General features: G+C 62.6%; 17 protein-coding genes. 12 read left to right on the forward strand and 5 right to left on the reverse strand.

Annotated elements, in window-relative coordinates:
* Positions 1–126: 126 nt before the first annotated feature.
* From BHD07_RS24820 to BHD07_RS24845, 6 genes are all read left to right on the forward strand, one after another.
* Positions 127–414, forward strand: coding sequence for an acyl carrier protein (locus tag BHD07_RS24820; protein ID WP_010969581.1), 288 nt, complete (start codon positions 127–129; stop codon positions 412–414).
* 170 nt (positions 415–584) lie between these two features.
* Positions 585–1,061 (forward strand): 3-hydroxyacyl-ACP dehydratase FabZ family protein, encoded by a 477-nt coding sequence (locus BHD07_RS24825; protein WP_338283540.1) that lies wholly within the window; start codon positions 585–587, stop codon positions 1,059–1,061.
* Positions 1,062–1,063: 2 nt separating this feature from the next.
* The gene (locus BHD07_RS24830) at positions 1,064–2,266 is read left to right on the forward strand and encodes a beta-ketoacyl-ACP synthase (protein WP_018095237.1); all 1,203 of its coding nucleotides are present in this window, start codon (positions 1,064–1,066) and stop codon (positions 2,264–2,266) included.
* Positions 2,267–2,278: 12 nt separating this feature from the next.
* Positions 2,279–3,562 (forward strand): beta-ketoacyl-ACP synthase, encoded by a 1,284-nt coding sequence (locus BHD07_RS24835; protein ID WP_127711084.1) that lies wholly within the window; start codon positions 2,279–2,281, stop codon positions 3,560–3,562.
* A 43-nt stretch (positions 3,563–3,605) separates the two neighbouring features.
* Complete coding sequence (locus BHD07_RS24840) at positions 3,606–4,634, forward strand: zinc-binding dehydrogenase (protein ID WP_338283542.1); 1,029 nt, start codon at positions 3,606–3,608, stop codon at positions 4,632–4,634.
* Positions 4,635–4,645: 11 nt separating this feature from the next.
* Positions 4,646–5,569 carry a lipid A biosynthesis lauroyl acyltransferase gene (locus BHD07_RS24845; RefSeq protein WP_338283629.1) on the forward strand — a complete coding sequence of 308 codons (924 nt, stop codon included), beginning with the start codon at positions 4,646–4,648 and terminating at the stop codon, positions 5,567–5,569.
* A 234-nt stretch (positions 5,570–5,803) separates the two neighbouring features.
* Here the strand turns inward: BHD07_RS24845 and BHD07_RS24850 are convergent, their stop codons facing one another.
* From BHD07_RS24850 to BHD07_RS24865, 4 genes are all read right to left on the reverse strand, one after another.
* Complete coding sequence (locus BHD07_RS24850; protein WP_338283544.1) at positions 5,804–6,157, reverse strand: VOC family protein; 354 nt, start codon at positions 6,155–6,157, stop codon at positions 5,804–5,806.
* Positions 6,141–6,584, reverse strand: a complete 444-nt coding sequence (locus tag BHD07_RS24855; RefSeq protein ID WP_338283545.1) for an SRPBCC family protein — start codon at positions 6,582–6,584, stop codon at positions 6,141–6,143. The genes BHD07_RS24850 and BHD07_RS24855 overlap by 17 nt, the downstream gene beginning before the upstream one ends.
* A 112-nt stretch (positions 6,585–6,696) precedes the next feature.
* The gene (locus BHD07_RS24860; protein WP_338283547.1) at positions 6,697–7,605 is read right to left on the reverse strand and encodes an AraC family transcriptional regulator; all 909 of its coding nucleotides are present in this window, start codon (positions 7,603–7,605) and stop codon (positions 6,697–6,699) included.
* A gap of 80 nt (positions 7,606–7,685) precedes the next feature.
* On the reverse strand, positions 7,686–9,104 hold the full coding sequence (locus BHD07_RS24865; RefSeq protein ID WP_102761299.1) for an alanine/glycine:cation symporter family protein: 1,419 nt from the start codon (positions 9,102–9,104) through the stop codon (positions 7,686–7,688).
* A 432-nt stretch (positions 9,105–9,536) separates the two neighbouring features.
* On the opposite strand from BHD07_RS24865, the gene gndA reads away from it, so the two are divergent.
* Positions 9,537–10,967 carry an NADP-dependent phosphogluconate dehydrogenase gene (gndA, locus tag BHD07_RS24870; protein WP_275597779.1) on the forward strand — a complete coding sequence of 477 codons (1,431 nt, stop codon included), beginning with the start codon at positions 9,537–9,539 and terminating at the stop codon, positions 10,965–10,967.
* Positions 10,968–11,183: 216 nt separating this feature from the next.
* Positions 11,184–11,450, forward strand: a complete 267-nt coding sequence (locus BHD07_RS24875) for a hypothetical protein (RefSeq protein WP_338283549.1) — start codon at positions 11,184–11,186, stop codon at positions 11,448–11,450.
* Between the two features lie 108 nt (positions 11,451–11,558).
* Here BHD07_RS24875 and BHD07_RS24880 read toward each other — a convergent pair whose 3' ends face one another.
* Positions 11,559–12,620 (reverse strand): LacI family transcriptional regulator, encoded by a 1,062-nt coding sequence (locus BHD07_RS24880; RefSeq protein ID WP_338283631.1) that lies wholly within the window; start codon positions 12,618–12,620, stop codon positions 11,559–11,561.
* Between the two features lie 473 nt (positions 12,621–13,093).
* Between BHD07_RS24880 and BHD07_RS24885 the strand changes: the two genes are divergently transcribed.
* The 4 genes from BHD07_RS24885 to BHD07_RS24900 all read left to right on the forward strand — a co-directional run bounded on the left by BHD07_RS24885 (position 13,094) and on the right by BHD07_RS24900 (position 17,452).
* Complete coding sequence (locus BHD07_RS24885; protein ID WP_018095225.1) at positions 13,094–14,329, forward strand: ABC transporter substrate-binding protein; 1,236 nt, start codon at positions 13,094–13,096, stop codon at positions 14,327–14,329.
* Positions 14,330–14,520: 191 nt separating this feature from the next.
* Positions 14,521–15,429, forward strand: a complete 909-nt coding sequence (locus BHD07_RS24890; protein WP_100673725.1) for a carbohydrate ABC transporter permease — start codon at positions 14,521–14,523, stop codon at positions 15,427–15,429.
* On the forward strand, positions 15,422–16,360 hold the full coding sequence (locus BHD07_RS24895) for a carbohydrate ABC transporter permease (protein WP_100673724.1): 939 nt from the start codon (positions 15,422–15,424) through the stop codon (positions 16,358–16,360). Before BHD07_RS24890 ends, BHD07_RS24895 begins: the two co-directional genes overlap by 8 nt.
* A gap of 6 nt (positions 16,361–16,366) precedes the next feature.
* Positions 16,367–17,452, forward strand: a complete 1,086-nt coding sequence (locus BHD07_RS24900; RefSeq protein ID WP_018095222.1) for an ABC transporter ATP-binding protein — start codon at positions 16,367–16,369, stop codon at positions 17,450–17,452.
* Positions 17,453–17,540: the final 88 nt, after the last annotated feature.

Below are 17,540 nucleotides of genomic sequence, written 5' to 3' on the forward strand. Positions count from 1 at the left end.
GTAAACGGCCCTCTCCTGGCGGTTTAGCAACATCTGTTTCAAATCGCGGTGGCAAAAGCCTGTGGGGCATTGGCTTTTCCGGTGCATTTTTCTATAGGGTTCGCCAAGACTCGAATTTTAAGAGGTATGCGCGTGACAGCTACATTCGACAAGGTTGCCGATATTATCGCGGAAACGAGCGAGATCGATCGCGAGACGATCAAGCCGGAAAGCCACACGATCGATGATCTCGGCATCGACAGCCTCGACTTTCTCGACATCGTTTTTGCGATCGACAAGGAATTCGGCATCAAGATCCCGCTGGAGCAGTGGACTCAGGAAGTCAACGAAGGCAAGGTCTCGACCGAGGAATACTTCGTGCTGAAGAACCTCTGTGCCAAGATCGACGAGCTGCGGGCCGCCAAAGCGGGTTGAGGAAGCTTCAAGCGGCTTTCCGCGTGGATTACGCTTTCATCTGCGATCGGAGTTCTAGCGATCATCGCTGACACGGATCGGCCCTTTCCCGATGCCGCCTGTCGCGCCCCGCGCTTGACAGGCGGCATCGGCATTTTTACTTGAGCGCGAAACGAATGGGATGAGCCTGAATGCTCCTTGAATATTTCCAGATGATCGACCGGGTCGAAACCGTCGATCTGTCGGCAGGCCGTCTCGTGGCGCGCTCGGTCGTGCCGGAGAAGAGCCCGGTATTCGAGGGGCATTTCCCCGGCTATCCGCTGGTCCCGGGCGTGCTGCTTATCGAAACCATGGCGCAGGCTTGCGGTTTTCTCGTGCTGGCCGCCACGAAATTCGCCGCAATGCCGTTCCTGATGACGGTCGATGGTGCCAAGATGCGCAGCTTCGTCGAACCGAATGCCGAGCTTGAGATCGAGGCGCTGCTGGAGCATGAGGGATCCGGCTTTGCCGTGACGAAGGCCAGGATTGCGTCTGGCGGCAAGAAGATATGCGATGCCCAGCTGAAGCTGAGGACGATCCCGTTCGACCAGGTGCCGCTGGGCGACATCGTGCGCAAGCGTGCGGAAGAACTGGGGCTCATGGCCGCGATGGCCGGTTCGGAGAAGTGAAGATGAGGAAATCCGCGAACGATGTGGTGATCACCGGGGTAGGCATCGTGACGAGCCAGGGCGTCGGCGCCGAGCCTCACGTGGCGCTGCTCGGCGCGGCCGAGCCGCCTGAGGCCCGCATAGAGACGGAACGTTTCGCACCCTATCCGATCCATCCGTTGCCGGAAATCGATTGGTCCCAGCAGATTCCGAAAAGGGGCGATCAGCGGCAGATGGAGAACTGGCAGCGCCTCGGCGTTTTCGCTGCCGGCCTGGCGCTCGACGACGCTGGTCTCAAGGACAACCTCGAAGCCTGCGGCAGCATGGACATGATCGTCGCGGCCGGCGGCGGCGAGCGCGACATCAATGTCGACTCGCTCATCGTCGACGAGGCGCTGAAGCGCAACGACCGCGAACGGCTTTTGAACGAGAAGCTAACGACGGAACTGCGCCCGACGCTGTTTCTGGCGCAGCTTTCCAACCTTCTCGCCGGCAACATCTCCATCGTGCACAAGGTTACGGGTTCGTCGCGCACTTTCATGGGCGAAGAGGCGGCCGGCATTTCCGCGATCGAGACGGCCTTTGCCCGCATCAAGGCCGGTCAGTCGAGCCACACGCTCGTCGGCGGTGCATTTTCGGCCGAGCGTCTCGACATCGTCCTGATGATCGAGGCGATCCAGGGCCATGCGCTCGGTGAATGGCATCCGATCTGGTCGCGCAGGCCCGAGGACGGGGGCGGCATGATCCTCGGCTCCGTTGGCGCCTTCCTGGTTCTGGAGTCGCGCGAATATGCCGAGTCGCGCGGCGCCCGCATCTATGCGACGATCGATGCGATCGGCGGCGACCGCGGCAGCCGCGAGGACGGGCGGCTCGAAGCGCGCCTCAGATATTTGTCGAAACCGGCCCTGGAGCTCGATCCGCAGTCGACCGTCGTCTTTTCCGGCACCTCGGGCTTCCATGACCTTGCCGGACGGGAGAAGGCGTTTCTCGAGACCGAACTCGCCGGCCGGCCTGTCCGTGCCTATGGCGGGCTCGTCGGTCACGGCATCGAGGCGCAGTTTCCGGTCGGCATGGTCCTGGCCGCGCTCTCGCTCGGACACGCAGCCAAGGTTCCGCCTTTCGACCCCGCCGCCGAAGCCCCGATGCTGGCGCCGGCCAGGGCGGCGGTCGTTACCACCATCGGCCACTCCCGTGGCGAAGGCGTCGCCGTGCTTGCCGCGGAATAAGGAGCTCGAACTATGAGCAAGGCTTATAAGGACCACCTCGGCCGTCCGATCGTTGCTGTCACCGGCATGGGCGTCATCACCTCGCTCGGGCAGGGGCTCGACGATAACTGGGCGGCGCTCACCGGGGGCGTATCGGGCATCCACAGGATCACCCGGTTCCCGACCGATGCTCTTTCGACCCGCATCAGCGGCACGGTCGACTTCATCGAGATCCCTGCGGAGAATGCCGTCGAGCGTTCCTATGCGATGGCGCGTGAAACGACGCTGGAGGCCCTGGCGCAGGCCGGCCTTTCCGGCGAATTCAACGGCCCGCTCTTCCTGGCGGCCCCGCCGATCGAGCCTGAGTGGAATGCCCGCTTCGAGCTTGCCGACCGATCGCCGCCGTCGAGCCAGCCGGGCGACGCCTATAACCGCTTCCTCGCGGCAATGCGGCAGAAGGCCGATCCGGCCTTCCACGAGGCCGTCCTTTTCGGCTCGATCTCGGAGCGTCTTGCCGATCGATTCGGAACGCGTGGCCTTCCGGTGACGCTTTCGACGGCCTGCGCATCCGGGGCGACCGCCATACAGCTCGGCGTCGAAGCCATCCGCCAGGGAAGGACCGACAGGGCGCTCACCGTTGCGACCGACGGCTCGGTCAGTGCCGAGGCTCTCATCCGCTTCTCGCTGCTCTCGGCGCTCTCCACACAGAACGAGCCGCCGGAAAAGGCTTCGAAGCCCTTCACCAAGGATCGCGACGGTTTCGTGATTGCGGAAGGCGCCGCGACGCTCGTGCTCGAATCGCTGGAAGCGGCGGTCGCTCGCGGCGCCCGCATCTACGGCATTCTCAAGGGTTGCGGCGAAAAGGCCGACCTCTTCCACCGTACGCGTTCCTCCCCCGATGGCGGACCGGCGATCGCGACGATCCGCGCAGCACTTGCGGATGCGGGCATCGACGAAGGCGGGATCGGCTACATCAATGCCCACGGCACCTCCACGCCCGAAAACGACAAGATGGAGTATTTGTCGATGTCCGCGGTTTTCGGCGAGCGGTTGCCGTCGATCCCGGTCTCATCCAACAAGTCGATGATCGGCCACACGCTGACGGCAGCCGGTGCGGTCGAAGCGGTCTTCTCGCTCCAGACGATGCTCAGCGGCACGCTGCCGCCGACGATCAACTACCAGAACCCCGACCCCGCGATCGTTCTCGACGTCGTGCCGAACGTAAAGCGCAGCCAGCAGGTGACTGCAGTGCTGTCGAACTCCTTCGGCTTCGGCGGCCAGAACGCCAGCCTCGTCATGACCGCCGAGCCGGCTTGAGCCGCTCGAGGACCGAATACCTGCCTGCCGCAAAGGAAAAACCATGCGCGCCCTGCAATTGCTCGATGACCGCAAGCTTGAAATCACCGATCTGCCGGAGCCGGAGGCGCCCGGTGCTGGCGAGGTGACGCTGCGGGTCAAGGCGGTCGCGCTCAACCATATCGACGTCTGGGGCTGGCGCGGCATGGCTTTCGCCAAGCGCAAGATGCCGCTCGTCATTGGCGCGGAAGCCTCCGGCGTGGTGGAGAGCATCGGTCCGGGCGTCGCCAAAGTGCTCCCCGGCCAGCTCGTCTCGATCTACGGTGCGCGTACCTGCGGCCTCTGCCGCCCGTGCCGCGAGGGGCGCGACAATCTCTGCGAACATGTCGGAGGCGTCCATGGCTTCCATCTGGACGGCTTCGCGCAGGAGAAGGTCAACCTTCCGGCGCGCCTGTTGGTGCCTGCACCCCCGGGTGTCGATGAAATCGGCGCGGCGCTGGCGCCGGTCACCTTCGGTACCGTCGAGCACATGCTCTTCGACAACGCCAGGCTCGAACCCGGCGAGACGATCCTCGTCCATGCGGGTGGATCCGGTATCGGCACGGCCGCGATCCAGCTCGCCAAGAAGATCGGCTGCACGGTCATCACCACAGTCGGATCGGACGACAAGATCGACAGGGCGAAGGCTCTCGGTGCCGACCACGTCATCAATTACCGGACCGATCGTTTCGAAGGCGTCGTGCGGAAGCTGACGAAGAAAAAGGGCGTCGATGTCGTCTTCGAACATGTCGGCAAGGATACCTGGGCGGGCTCGATGCTGTCGATGAAGCGGGGCGGGCGCCTCGTGACCTGCGGCTCGACCTCCGGCGTCTCGACCGACATGAACCTGATGATGCTGTTTCAACAGCAGCTGAAACTGCTCGGCTCCTTCGGCTGCCGCATGGAGAACATGGCGAACGCCATGCAGAAGATGGGGCGCGGGCTCGTTCACCCGGTGATCGATACCGAGGTGGGGCTCAACGATATCGACCGTGCGCTGGAGCGTATGGAGTCGCGCCAGATCTTCGGCAAGATCGTGTTGCGGATGGATTGATCTTCGTGCGGATGCTGATCACACGGCTGGTGCTTGCTGCGGATCGTTTCCGTCAATGGTCGATCGCGCAGTTCGTCCTGCTGCTTCTCACGATACTCAAGCTCTTCCCCGCGGACATGGCGATCAACTTCATGGATCGCGTTGCCCGCTGGATAGGGCCGAAAACCGGTCGTCACAAGCTGACGCTGATCAATCTGCGCAATGCCTTTCCCGAGAAAAGCGATGCCGAGATCGCGGCGATCGCGCTCGAAAGCTGGGGCAATATGGGGCGGCTCGCCGCCGAATACGTGTTCCTCGATCAGCTCTTCGACTTCGATCCGGCGCGCGCGGAGCCGGGCAGGGTGGAGGTTTCGGGCATCCCTCTCTTCCTGGAGCTGCGAGACAATCCGCGGCCGTTCATCGTCTTCACGGCCCATAGCGGCAATTTCGAAATGCTGCCGGTTGCCGGCTCGGCTTTCGGCCTCGACGTGACGGTGCTCTTCCGGCCGCCGAACAATCCCTATCTCGCCGATCGGGTATTCGAATTCCGCAAGGAGCGCATGGGCAACCTCGTGCCGTCGCATGCCGGCTCCTCCTTCGCCCTTGCCAGGCAGCTCGAACGCGGCGGCGGAGTCGGCGTGCTCGTAGACCAGAAGTTCCGCAAGGGCCTGAAGACGAAATTCTTCGGGCAGCCCGTGCAGACGAACCCGCTGCTTGCCAAGCTCGTCCGCCAGTTCAATTGCGAGGTCTATCCGGCCCGTTGCATTCGCCTGCCCGGCAACCGCTTCCGGCTGGAGCTCGAGCCGGCGGTCGAAATCCCCCGCAGGGCCGACGGCAGCGTCGATGTCACGGCAACGGCGCAGATGTTGAACGACAAGGTCGAGAGCTGGGTTCGCGAATATCCGGGCCAGTGGCTCTGGTATCATGACCGCTGGCACATCAAGCGGACGATTTGAGCCGGTCTCCTGACGGACATCTTTCGCCTCGGAAGCTGCCGCCTCCTTAAATCGGTGCCGATTTAGGGATTGTCTCGAGTGCGCCGGGCATGCGCGAAGAGAACCGTGACGGCGTCAGCCGAAGGAGGAAACGAGATGGCACAGGAATGGCCGATGTTCATCCTGCAGTGCATCGTCGTCTTCGGGCTCGTCGGCGCGCTGTTCATCCGCTTCGGCGAATGAACAGGCATACGGCTACTGCGCCGACCACACCGCCAGCTCATAGCCATCGGGGTCGGCAAAATGGAACCGCCGGCCGCCCGGGAAGGCGAAGATAGGCTTCAGGATCTTGCCGCCTGCGGCTTCGACCCGTCGCTGAGCGTCCTCGATCTGGTCGGCATAGATGATGACGAGCGGACCGCCGCTGCGAACCGGACCAAGTGTGGTGAAACCGCCCGTCAACCGCCCGTCGGCGAACTCGCAATATTCCGGGCCGTAATCCGTGAAGGTCCAGCCGAAGGCGCTGCCGTAGAAGGCCTTGCTCGCGGCGATATCCGTCACATTGAACTCGACATAGTCGATGCGTTTGTCGTTACCTTTGCTGGCCATTGGCTTTGCCGCCTTCCTGCTTGTGATTACCGGTTTCCAGGATGGATTTGAGCGCGGCAAGATCCTTTTCGACCCAGGCCGCGTCATCGGCGAATTGCGCATCGGTCATGCCGGGCTGCCTGAGCAGGGTGAACATGACTTCCGCGCCGTCGCCGTTCGGCACGACGCGAAGCGCATTGTGGGCGCGCGCGCCGTTATCGAGTGTCACGAGGTGGTCGACCACACCGAATTCGTTGTCGGCGACGAAGCGGACGCGGGCATTGCCGAGAGGCCCGGGTGCGATCCACTCGTCGCCGTCGCGCGTGAGCCCGGAGGAGAGACCGGTCGCCCAGAGCGGCATCTTCTCGTGGTCTGCCATGAAGGCATAGACCTCGCGCCAGTCGCGCTCGATCGAGGTGTGGATAATCCGGGCCGTCATCGTCGCCATGCGTTCCTCCGTCCTGGAATTTATAGCATTGCTCCGGGCAACGGTCTTGAACGAAACGGCCAACCTTGCCGCCGACGGGCCCATGCACGTAATAGTCTTTTGAGTCAGTCTGTTATGTGGGAATTTCAACCCGGCCAAGGCCGAAGCGCGTGGCCAACTGTCGCTGGATTTCGCGCGGCGTGAAAGATGTGAGCCCTCTTGCCTCCCGGGCAAGATGGGCCTGATCGGCATAGCCGGCATCGGCAGCAATGTTTGCCAGCGTGTCCCCGGGCCGCGCGCGGCAGGCGGCCAGGAAGCGCTGCAGGCGCAGAATGCGGTCGAGGGTCTTTGCGCCGTAGCCGAGATGCTCGTGGCACAGACGGCGAAATGTCCGCTCGCTGGTACCGATCTCACGGACAAGGGTCCGGACGGGATCGTCTAAGGTCAGCCGGTCGACCTGAAGATGTGCGACGCAAGCCGCAATGTCCGGCGGCGGAGGCTCGGCGCCGGCGGATAGGCGTCCAAGCAGGGCCGCAGCAAGAACACCGAGCCGCTCCGGCGTGCTCGCCGCTTCGCGCATCCGCGCCTCGATCTCGTTCGCAGCCGGACCCCAGACGAGATGGAGCGGCACCGTTTGGCCGGTGATTTCGCGGAGCGGCGTGCGTAACCACGGCGCCGCCGCGCCGATCCGGAACCGAGCGCCGATGATGGTTTCGCCGGCAGGAAGCTTCGGAAAGGCGGCGACCCTGTCGGGACCGACGATGGCCAGCCCCTTCGACGACCAGATGATGTCGCTGCAACCGTCGGGGACGACGGCGATGGTCGAGGGGGCGCCGTCGGGCATGCGGTGCAGCCAGAGGCATTTGAAGTAGGAGGCGAGCGCCGCAGGGGGCGACTGCTCGCGGTAGATTCCGCTCGTCTGGGCGAGCGCGGGAGGGCAGAGCCTCGGCCTATCGACGCCTGGACAGCCGGCCGCAACCTCCTGCCGGAGCCGGTCGGCGGCGCCAGCGTCTTCGTCGTATGCGGGGCAGGACGTTCCCATTGCCCTTCTTTGCGCCGGCGAACCCGCGCGGTCAATGCCTCTCACCGAGGCAAGGAATGCCTCGGCGGTCCCGCCTGTCGCTAATCGCGCGACCAGATCTCGCCATCGATCTTTCCCTGCAGTTCCGGATAGTCGGCCGCGTGGAAAACCGGGACGGCGCCCGCTTTACGCTGTTCGAAATAATCTTTCGTCAGCTTTGCGATGGTCCCCGAAAGGAGCAGGATCGCGACGAGATTGATCGTCGCCATCAGTCCCATAGAGGCGTCGGCCGCGTCGAAAACGGTGGTGATGCTTTCGTAGGCTCCCCAGACGACCATCGCCAGCGTGGCGCAACGCATGATCATAAGCCCGAGTCGGTTGCCCCCGCCGAGATAGGTCAGCGCGTTTTCGGCGTAGGAATAGTTGCCGATGATCGAGGTGAAAGCGAAGAAGAAGATCGCGATGGCGATGAAATAGGTGCCGGCCGAGCCGATATGCGTGCTCATCGCTGCCTGTGTGAGCTGTGTCCCGGTGACGCCGGAGCCGGGTTCCAGCGTGCCCGAAAGCAGGATCATCACTGATGTCGCGGTGCAGATCAGTATCGTGTCGATGAAAACGCCCAGGGACTGCACGAAGCCCTGCGACGAGGGATGGTGCGGTACAGGGGTCGCCACGGCTGCGATATTCGGAGCCGAACCCATGCCCGCCTCGTTCGAGAAGAGGCCGCGTTTGACGCCGTTGAGCATCGCCGCAGCAATCCCGCCGGTGATGCCGCCGGCCGCTTCCTGAAAGCCGAAGGCGCTCGAGATGATCGTCCAGAGTACGCCCGGCACCGCCGAGGCATTTGCGATCAGCACGTAGACAGCCGTGAGCAGATAGGCCGCGGCCATGAAGGGGACGACAATCTCGGCGACGCGGGCAATCTGGCGGATGCCGCCGAAGATCACCACGCCGGAGAGTAGCGCAACGGCCACGCCCACTGCGAGTTTGGGCACACCGAAGGCACCCTCGACCGCATCGGCGATCGAGTTTGCCTGAACGGCGTTGAACACGAGACCGAAGGAGAGGATGAGGCAGGCCGAGAAGATCGTGGCCGCCCAGGGCGCATTGAGGCCGCGAGCGATATAGAACGCCGGCCCGCCGCGATATTGCCCGTCCTCGTTGCGTATCTTGTACAGCTGAGCCAGCGCGCTCTCGGCATAGGCGGTCGCCATGCCGACAAACGCCACGATCCACATCCAGAAGGTCGCGCCGGGTCCGCCGAGATAGAGAGCGACCGCAACGCCGGCGAGGTTACCGGTTCCGACACGTGAGGCGAGGCTGACCATAAGCGCCTGGAAGGGGCTGATTCCGGCCGCATCCTTGCTGCCGCCGCGGCTTAACACCCGGAACATTTCGGCGAAATGAACGATTTGGGGAAAACCGAGCCGGACCGTGAAATAGAGGCCGACCGCAAGCAGACCATAGATGAGCACATAGCCCCAGAAGATCGTGTTCAGAAAGCCGATGATCGTTTCCATACGGTCCTCGCTCCTATTGCATTGGAGGTTGCGCCGGCCCCTCGTTCCCGTCGCGCGGGGGACTCGGACGTGTTCTGCGGCATTAGGGCGCAAACTCGACTCAGATCAAGGCTCTACGGGGCTGGATCGGGCAGAACACGGGGCAGGAGACGATATATTCCGTGGATTCGCTTCGGACGCATTCAGAATGAGGATGTAGAGGGTGCCTTCCGGCGCGTGTTCAAGGCGTCGAACAGGGGCCGGAAAAGGTTTGATTTTGTCAGGAACGGCTTGTCGTAAATCGATTTGAATGCCAAAACAGCCTCCGCCGCAGCGTGCCGTCCGGTCCCTGATTTTCTGGGGGTGACAGACACGCGCAGATCAATTCGAAGGGCCGGCACGCGCGCGATTGCGCGCCGTGGCCGGCTCTCCCTGTCCAATGGAGGCAATCACGTGTCACAGGCGGAAATCGGCCTAATCGGTCTCGGAGTCATGGGCTCGAACCTGGCGCTCAACATCGCTGAAAAAGGCAACAGGATCGCCGTTTTCAACCGCACGGTCGACGCGACGCGCAAATTCTATGCTGAGGCCGGCGCTCTGAAGGACCAGATCGTTCCCTGCGAAACGATCGAAGAATTCGTCGCCGCCATCCGCCCGCCGCGTCCGATCATCATCATGATCAAGGCCGGCGATCCGGTCGACCAGCAGATGGAGGCCCTGAAACCCCATCTCGCCAAGGGCGACATCATGATCGATGCGGGCAACGCCAATTTCCGCGACACGATGCGCCGTTTCGAGGGTCTGAAGGATTCGGGCCTCACCTTCATCGGCATGGGTGTCTCCGGTGGCGAGGAAGGCGCCCGCCATGGGCCCTCGATCATGGTCGGCGGCACGGAAGAATCCTATCGTCGCGTCGAGAAAGTTCTGACCTCGATCGCTGCGAAATACGATAGCGACCCGTGCGTCGCCTGGCTCGGCGAGAACGGGGCGGGGCACTTCGTGAAAACGATCCACAACGGCATCGAATATGCCGATATGCAGATGATTGCCGAGATTTACGGCATCCTGCGTGACGGATTGAAGATGACGGCACAGGAGATCGGCGAGGTTTTCGGTGCCTGGAACAAGGGCCGGCTCAACTCCTACCTGATCGAAATCACCGAGAAGGTCCTGAAGGCCGCCGATCCGCTGACCGGCAATCCCATCGTCGATATGATCCTCGACAAGGCCGGTCAGAAGGGCACCGGCAAGTGGTCGGTGATCGAGGCGCAGAACATGGGCGTGCCGGCGACCGCAATCGAAGCGGCGGTCGCGGCCCGCAGCATCTCCTCGGCGAAGGAAGAGCGGGAAGCCGCCGAGAAGGTTCTCGGTCTGCCGCCGGTCGGCGAAATCAAGGTGGCCGACAGGGACGCTTTCATCAAGGACCTGGAAAACGCGCTGCTCGCCGCCAAGATCGGCGCCTATGCGCAAGGCTTCGCAGTGATGGCAGCGGCCTCGAAGGAGTTCGGCTGGAACCTGCCGATGCCCACGATCGCAAAGATCTGGCGCGCCGGCTGCATCATCCGCTCGCAGTTCCTCGACGAGATCACCACCGCCTTCACCAAGGCACCGGATGCGGCGAACCTGATCGTCACCCCGGCTTTCGCTGCCATGGTCAAGGAGAGCGATGGTGCATTGCGACGGGTGGTTTCGACGGCCGTCCTCGGCGGTCTTCCGGTGCCTGCGTTGGCCTCGGCGCTCGGCTATTTCGACAGCTACCGCCGCGGCCGCGGCACGGCCAATGTCATCCAGGCGCAGCGCGACTTCTTCGGCGCCCACGGGTTCGACCGTATCGATGGCGCAGACAGCCATCACGGTCCGTGGGGCAGCGGCCTGAACGCTTGAATTCGCATGAGTTTAGAGGGGCGGATGGCCGCCCCTCTAACGCGGGGCGAGGAAAAGTGTGTGCGGTTTTCCGCCGGCATCCAGCGTCTCAACTTGTTATCGATCACGGTCGTGATTTTAGGTCGAACCGACCTTTAATCATCGTGATCCGGCGACAAGTCCAGGCAAGCTCCGGCGTCTAAGATCTCAATAAGGGAGCCATTCGAGAAGGCAGGCATGAAATTCAAAGTGATCGAAGGGGGCAAGGCGGCGGAGGTCACGGCCGCCGGATCGATGACCATCCGCGACGAGGCGGAGAGACGCATAAAGGCGGCCGGTTATGAGCAGTGGCGGGTGCGGAGCCTGGCAACCGGCGCGCCTATCCCGGGGCCAATCCGGTACCTGAAGATGCAGATCGATTTCGTCGCCGGAAAGCTCGAGCAGCTCAATCCCGTCCCAAGCGATTTTACCGACGACAAGTACTGGCCGGCCGCGAGGATCTGAGCCCTGCTGCGTCGGCGCGGAAGCGTTCTCTTGACGCGAGGTTTTCGGCGGGTCGGCTTCCTATGGCAGGCCCAGGAATCAGGGGTGGCCTCAACAGGCACGGCAGATCTATGATACCGCCGACCTCGCCATCGGCGGCTGGAATTCCGGCTGGCTGAGGCTCTGAAGCGTCTCTGGGGGGTGGCCTTCGATATGGCCGATCACAGCCTTTGCGAGCTCGCGCCCGGCAATGCGGATGTCCTCATACATCGTCATGACTTCCGGGCGCAGCCAGCGCAGGAAGTCGCTCGGCACTTTCGACACCATTTCGGCGTCCTCCCCGACCTTCTTGCCTGCCGCTTCGATCCCGGCGATCAACGCGATCGCGCCCGAACCGCTGCCGGACACCACGCCGTCGGGGGCGTCGGGGGAACGCATCAGCTTCTCGAACGCATCACGGATGGCAACCAGGCTGTGGTCGATGTTGACCTGGTGAAAGCTTACCGCTTCCGCGCCGAAGTCTTTCAGGCCCCGCTCGAAGCCGGTGCGCATGTGCGAATGGAAGGTCAGATTCGGCGGCGGTTCGAGGAGCACCAGCCGCCGCCTGCCGCGGTCGACGAGCTTGCGGACCGCCTCGTAGGCGAAGCGTTCATTGTCGAAGTCGTGATAGGGATGGATCAGCCCCATTTTGGTTCGCCCATGGGTGGCGAAGGGCAGGTGGCGCTCGGTTAGAAGCGTTACCCGCGGATCGTTGGGCTCGGTCCGCGAAATGATCACCCCGTCCGCCGCGCCGGTATCGAGAATGTAGCGGATCGGGCCGAGCGGATCCTTGGCCGAACTGTAAGGCGTCACGACCAGGTGGTATTGCGTGCCGGCGAGAATTTCGGTGATGCCGATGACCATGGGGCTTGTAATGCCCATGATCTCTTCCTCCAGCGTCAGCACGAGACTGATGACATTCGTCTTGCCCGTCCTGAGGCGGACGCCCGCCCGGTTGGGCTGATAACCGATCTGTTTTGCTACCAGGCGGACGCGCTCCTTGGTTTCCGCACCGATGTCCGGAGCATCCTTCAGGGCACGCGAGACGGTGGTAACACCGAGCCCGGTCATGAAGGCGATCGTCTTAAGGGTCGGTCTGCCGCCTTCGACCGGCGGCGCCGTCGTCGCTCTGTTCTTCGTCTTGCCATCCATGCCCGTCACGCCAATCCGCTCTCCTGAATCGCGGCCCTCGTCGCTACCCTTCAACCGGAGGCCGCGTCGCCCCGCCTTATATACGAACTACGGCTGCTGGCCACATCCGTCTACGCCTGAGTTCAACCCAAAATCTGTAACGATACAGGAGCGATGTCGAGCATTTTCGTTGCTGCAATGCGAAGGGCGTAACCCTCAGGTTGAGTTGCGCTGCAGAGAGCGTCGATGTGGCGTATGGGAGGCCATGAAAGGTTACGCCGAAATGAGAGATCTGGGAAAACGGCAGGAAATCAGGGAGATTATCACGAGTTTGCCGTCGAATTTCTTGCCTCCCGACAGGCGTTCCGCCTACAGGTTATCGCTATCTATGATTGTATTTGTGGATTTATCGTGAATTGCCCGTTGTAGGTGTTGCGCAGGGAAATTCTTTGATCTAAGTTTTTCCGGCAACGTTACAGTGAGGGAGGACACTCATGAAATTGCGTTTTCTAGCTGCCGCTTTGGGCGCAGCCACTGCCTTGCCATTCGGCGCTGCCAACGCGACCGATCTCGAGGTCACGCATTGGTGGACTTCGGGTGGTGAAGCCGCGGCGGTTGCCGAGCTGGCGAAAGCTTTCGATGCGACCGGCAACAAGTGGGTCGACGGTGCGATCGCCGGCTCCGGGGGCACCGCACGCCCGATCATGATCAGCCGCATAACCGGCGGTGACCCAATGGCCGCCACCCAGTTCAACCACGGCCGTCAGGCGGAAGAGCTGGTGCAGGCGGGCCTGATGCGTGATCTCACCGACATCGCCACCAAGGAGAATTGGAAGGAAGTCGTGAAGCCCTCGAGCCTGCTCGACTCCTGCACGATCGAAGGCAAGATCTATTGCGCGCCGGTCAACATCCATTCCTGGCAGTGGCTGTGGCTTTCGAATGCAGCCTTCAAGCAGGCGGGCGTCGAAGTTCCGAAGAATTGGGACGAGTTCGTCGCTGCGGCCCCGGCGCTCGAGAAGGCCGGAATCGTTCCGCTCGCCGTCGGCGGCCAGCCGTGGCAGGCGGCGGGCGCCTTCGACGTGCTGATGGTTGCGATCGCCGGCAAGGAGAACTTCGAGAAAGTCTTCGCCCAGAAAGACGAGGAAGTGGCAGCCGGGCCTGAAATCGCCAAAGTCTTCAAGGCTGCCGACGATGCCCGCCGCATGTCGAAGGGCACCAACGTCCAGGATTGGAACCAGGCGACCAACATGGTCATCACCGGCAAGGCTGGCGGGCAGATCATGGGGGACTGGGCCCAGGGCGAGTTCCAGCTTGCGGGTCAGAAAGCCGGCGTGGACTACACCTGCCTTCCGGGTCTCGGCGTCAACGAGGTGATCTCGACCGGCGGCGATGCGTTCTACTTCCCGCTTCTGGAGGACGAGGAGAAGTCGAAGGCGCAGGAAGTGCTGGCGTCGACCTTGCTCAAGCCGGAAACGCAGGTGGCCTTCAATCTGAAGAAAGGCTCTCTGCCGGTACGCGGGGACGTCGATCTTGCGGCTGCGAACGACTGCATGAAGAAGGGGCTCGACATCCTCGCAAAGGGCAATGTGATCCAGGGCACGGACCAGCTTCTGTCGGCCGACAGCCAGAAGCAGAAGGAGGACCTTTTCTCCGAGTTCTTCGCGAACCACTCCATGACGCCGGAAGATGCGCAGAAGCGTTTCGCCGACATCATCGCGGCTGCGGATTGAGCGGCGCTCCAGGCCCCGCACTTTGACGGGGCTGATCTTCCCTCGCCGGGAGCACGGTGAAAACGCGCCGCCTGCGCTGATTTTGTCGGCGCAGGCGTGGCGGGCGAGGGAGGCAAACGGGCCTCAGCCGCCGGCGCATTGCCGCAGGTGCCCGATTACGTGAAAACCTTTTGCAGTTCGGAGGAGGAAACATGACAGGTCTAACACGTGGTTCGGCGCGGCCGAACCAGTGGCTGCGAAACCTGAATGCGAAGATCGCCTCTATCCCGATGATCCTCACGGCCTTGGTCATCTTCGTGGGCGGTACGGCCTGGACGGTCGTCTACTCCTTTACCAATTCCAAGCTCCTGCCGCGGCTCGCCTTTGTCGGCTTCGACCAGTACGAGCGGCTGTGGGCCGCGCCCCGCTGGCTGGTCTCGATCCAGAACCTGGCGGTCTTCGGCTGCCTCTCGCTGATTTTCAGCCTGGTGATCGGCTTCGTGCTGGCCGCCCTGATGGATCAGAAGATCCGTTTCGAGAACACGTTCCGGACGATCATGCTCTATCCGTTCGCCCTGTCGTTCATCGTCACCGGCCTCGTCTGGCAATGGCTGCTCAATCCGCAATACGGGATCCAGTCGATCGTCAGGTCGCTTGGATGGACGAGCTTCTCCTTCGACCCGCTCTACAACTCGAACATCGTCATATACGGCATTCTCATCGCCGCACTGTGGCAGGGAACGGGCCTCGTCATGTGCCTGATGCTCGCCGGGCTGCGTGGGATCGACGAGGACATCTGGAAAGCGGCGCGGGTCGACGGCATCCCGATGTGGAAAACCTATGTGCTGATCATCATCCCGATGATGCGCGGCGTCTTCATCACCACTCTGGTGATCATCGCGAGCGGCATCGTCAAGGTCTACGACCTCGTCGTGGCGCAGACGAGCGGCGGCCCGGGGATCGCCTCCGAAGTGCCGGCCAAATACGTCTACGACTACATGTTCCAGGCGCAGAACCTGGGCCAGGGCTTTGCCGCCTCCACCATGATGCTCGTGACTGTCGCGATCATCATCGTGCCGTGGGCATATCTGGAGTTCGGAGGAGGCCGCAAGCGTGGATAACATCGCAAATAACAGCATGGCCGCGGCTTACGAGACTGCTCCCGGACTCGTGGCCGGCCCTCGCGGCAGAAAGCCGCGCAGGACGCTCTCCCGCCGCAATATCATCGTCTACGGCACTTTGATCGTCGTGGCGCTCTACTATCTTCTGCCGCTCTACGTGATGATCGTGACCTCGCTCAAGGGCATGCCCGAGATCCGCGTCGGCAACATCTTCGCTCCGCCGCTCGAGATCACTTTCGAGCCCTGGGTGAAGGCCTGGGCGGAGGCCTGCACCGGACTGAATTGCGACGGGCTTTCCCGCGGCTTCTGGAATTCGGTGCGCATCACCGTGCCGTCCGTGATCATCTCGATCGCAATCGCCTCCGTGAACGGCTACGCGCTCGCCAACTGGCGCTTCAAGGGCGCCGATCTGTTCTTCACCATCCTTATCGTCGGCGCCTTCATCCCTTACCAGGTGATGATCTATCCGATCGTGATCGTGCTCAGAGAAATGGGCGTCTACGGGACGCTGACCGGCCTGATTATCGTGCACACGATTTTCGGCATGCCGATCCTGACCCTGCTTTTCCGCAACTATTTCGCCGGGCTGCCGGAGGAGCTCTTCAAGGCCGCACGCGTCGACGGCGCCGGGTTCTGGACGATCTATTTCAAGATCATGCTGCCGATGTCACTGCCGATCTTCGTGGTTGCGATGATCCTCCAGGTGACCGGGATCTGGAACGACTTCCTTTTCGGCGTGGTCTTCACCCGGCCGGAATACTACCCGATGACGGTTCAGCTCAACAACATCGTCAATTCGGTTCAGGGCGTGAAGGAATACAACGTCAACATGGCGGCCACGATCCTGACCGGCCTCGTGCCGTTGACGGTCTACTTCGTCTCCGGCCGCCTGTTCGTCCGCGGCATCGCAGCCGGCGCAGTGAAAGGATAAGCAAGCATGACAAGCGTATCTGTCAGGGATCTGTCGTTGAATTTCGGCGCCGTCACCGTGCTCGACAGGCTCAATCTCGACATCGATCACGGGGAGTTTCTCGTCCTGCTCGGCTCATCCGGGTGCGGCAAGTCCACGCTGCTCAATTGCATTGCCGGGCTGCTCGACGTCTCCGACGGGCAGATCTTCATCAAGGACCGCAACGTCACCTGGGAGGAGCCGAAGGACCGCGGCATCGGCATGGTGTTCCAGTCCTATGCGCTCTATCCGCAAATGACCGTCGAGAAGAATCTCTCCTTCGGCTTGAAGGTCGCCAAGATCCCGCCGGCCGAAATCGACAAGCGCGTGACGCGTGCCGCGGAGATCCTGCAGATCCAGCCGCTGCTCAAGCGCAAACCCTCGGAGCTCTCCGGCGGTCAGCGGCAGCGTGTGGCGATCGGCCGGGCGCTGGTGCGCGACGTCGACGTCTTCCTTTTCGACGAGCCGCTGTCGAACCTCGACGCCAAGCTGCGCTCCGAACTGCGCGTGGAGATCAAGCGCCTGCATCAGTCGCTGAAGAACACGATGATCTATGTCACCCATGACCAGATCGAAGCGCTGACGCTGGCCGACCGGATCGCCGTCATGAAAAGCGGCGTGATCCAGCAACTCGCCGATCCGATGACGATCTATAACGCCCCGGAGAACCTCTTCGTCGCCGGCTTCATCGGTTCGCCCTCGATGAATTTCTTCCGGGGCGAGGTAGAGGCAAAGGACGGACGCAGCTTCGTTCGGGTCGGAGGCATCGCTTTCGACGTGACCGACTATCCGGCGCACACCAGGCTGCAGCCCGGCCGGAAGGTCGTTCTCGGTCTGCGGCCGGAGCACGTGAAGGTCGATGAGGCGAGGGACGGCGAGCCGGCGCACCAGGCGGTCGTCGACATCGAGGAACCGATGGGGGCCGACAACCTCCTATGGCTGACATTTGCCGGCCAATCCATGTCGGTGCGGATTGCCGGCCAGAGGCGCTACCCGCCGGGCAGCACCGTGCGCCTTACCTTCGACATGGGCGTGGCGTCGATCTTCGACGCCGAGAGTGAAAACCGCCTCTGACGAGCCGAGAAGGGGACCGGGATACCAGACTCGGTCCGTATCGATGAAACGGCGCCGGTGCAGGCCGCCCGGTGCACGAATGGATCAT

The organism is Sinorhizobium sp. KGO-5 (genome assembly GCF_036245905.1).
Classification (GTDB): Bacteria; Pseudomonadota; Alphaproteobacteria; order Rhizobiales; family Rhizobiaceae; genus Sinorhizobium; species Sinorhizobium meliloti_A.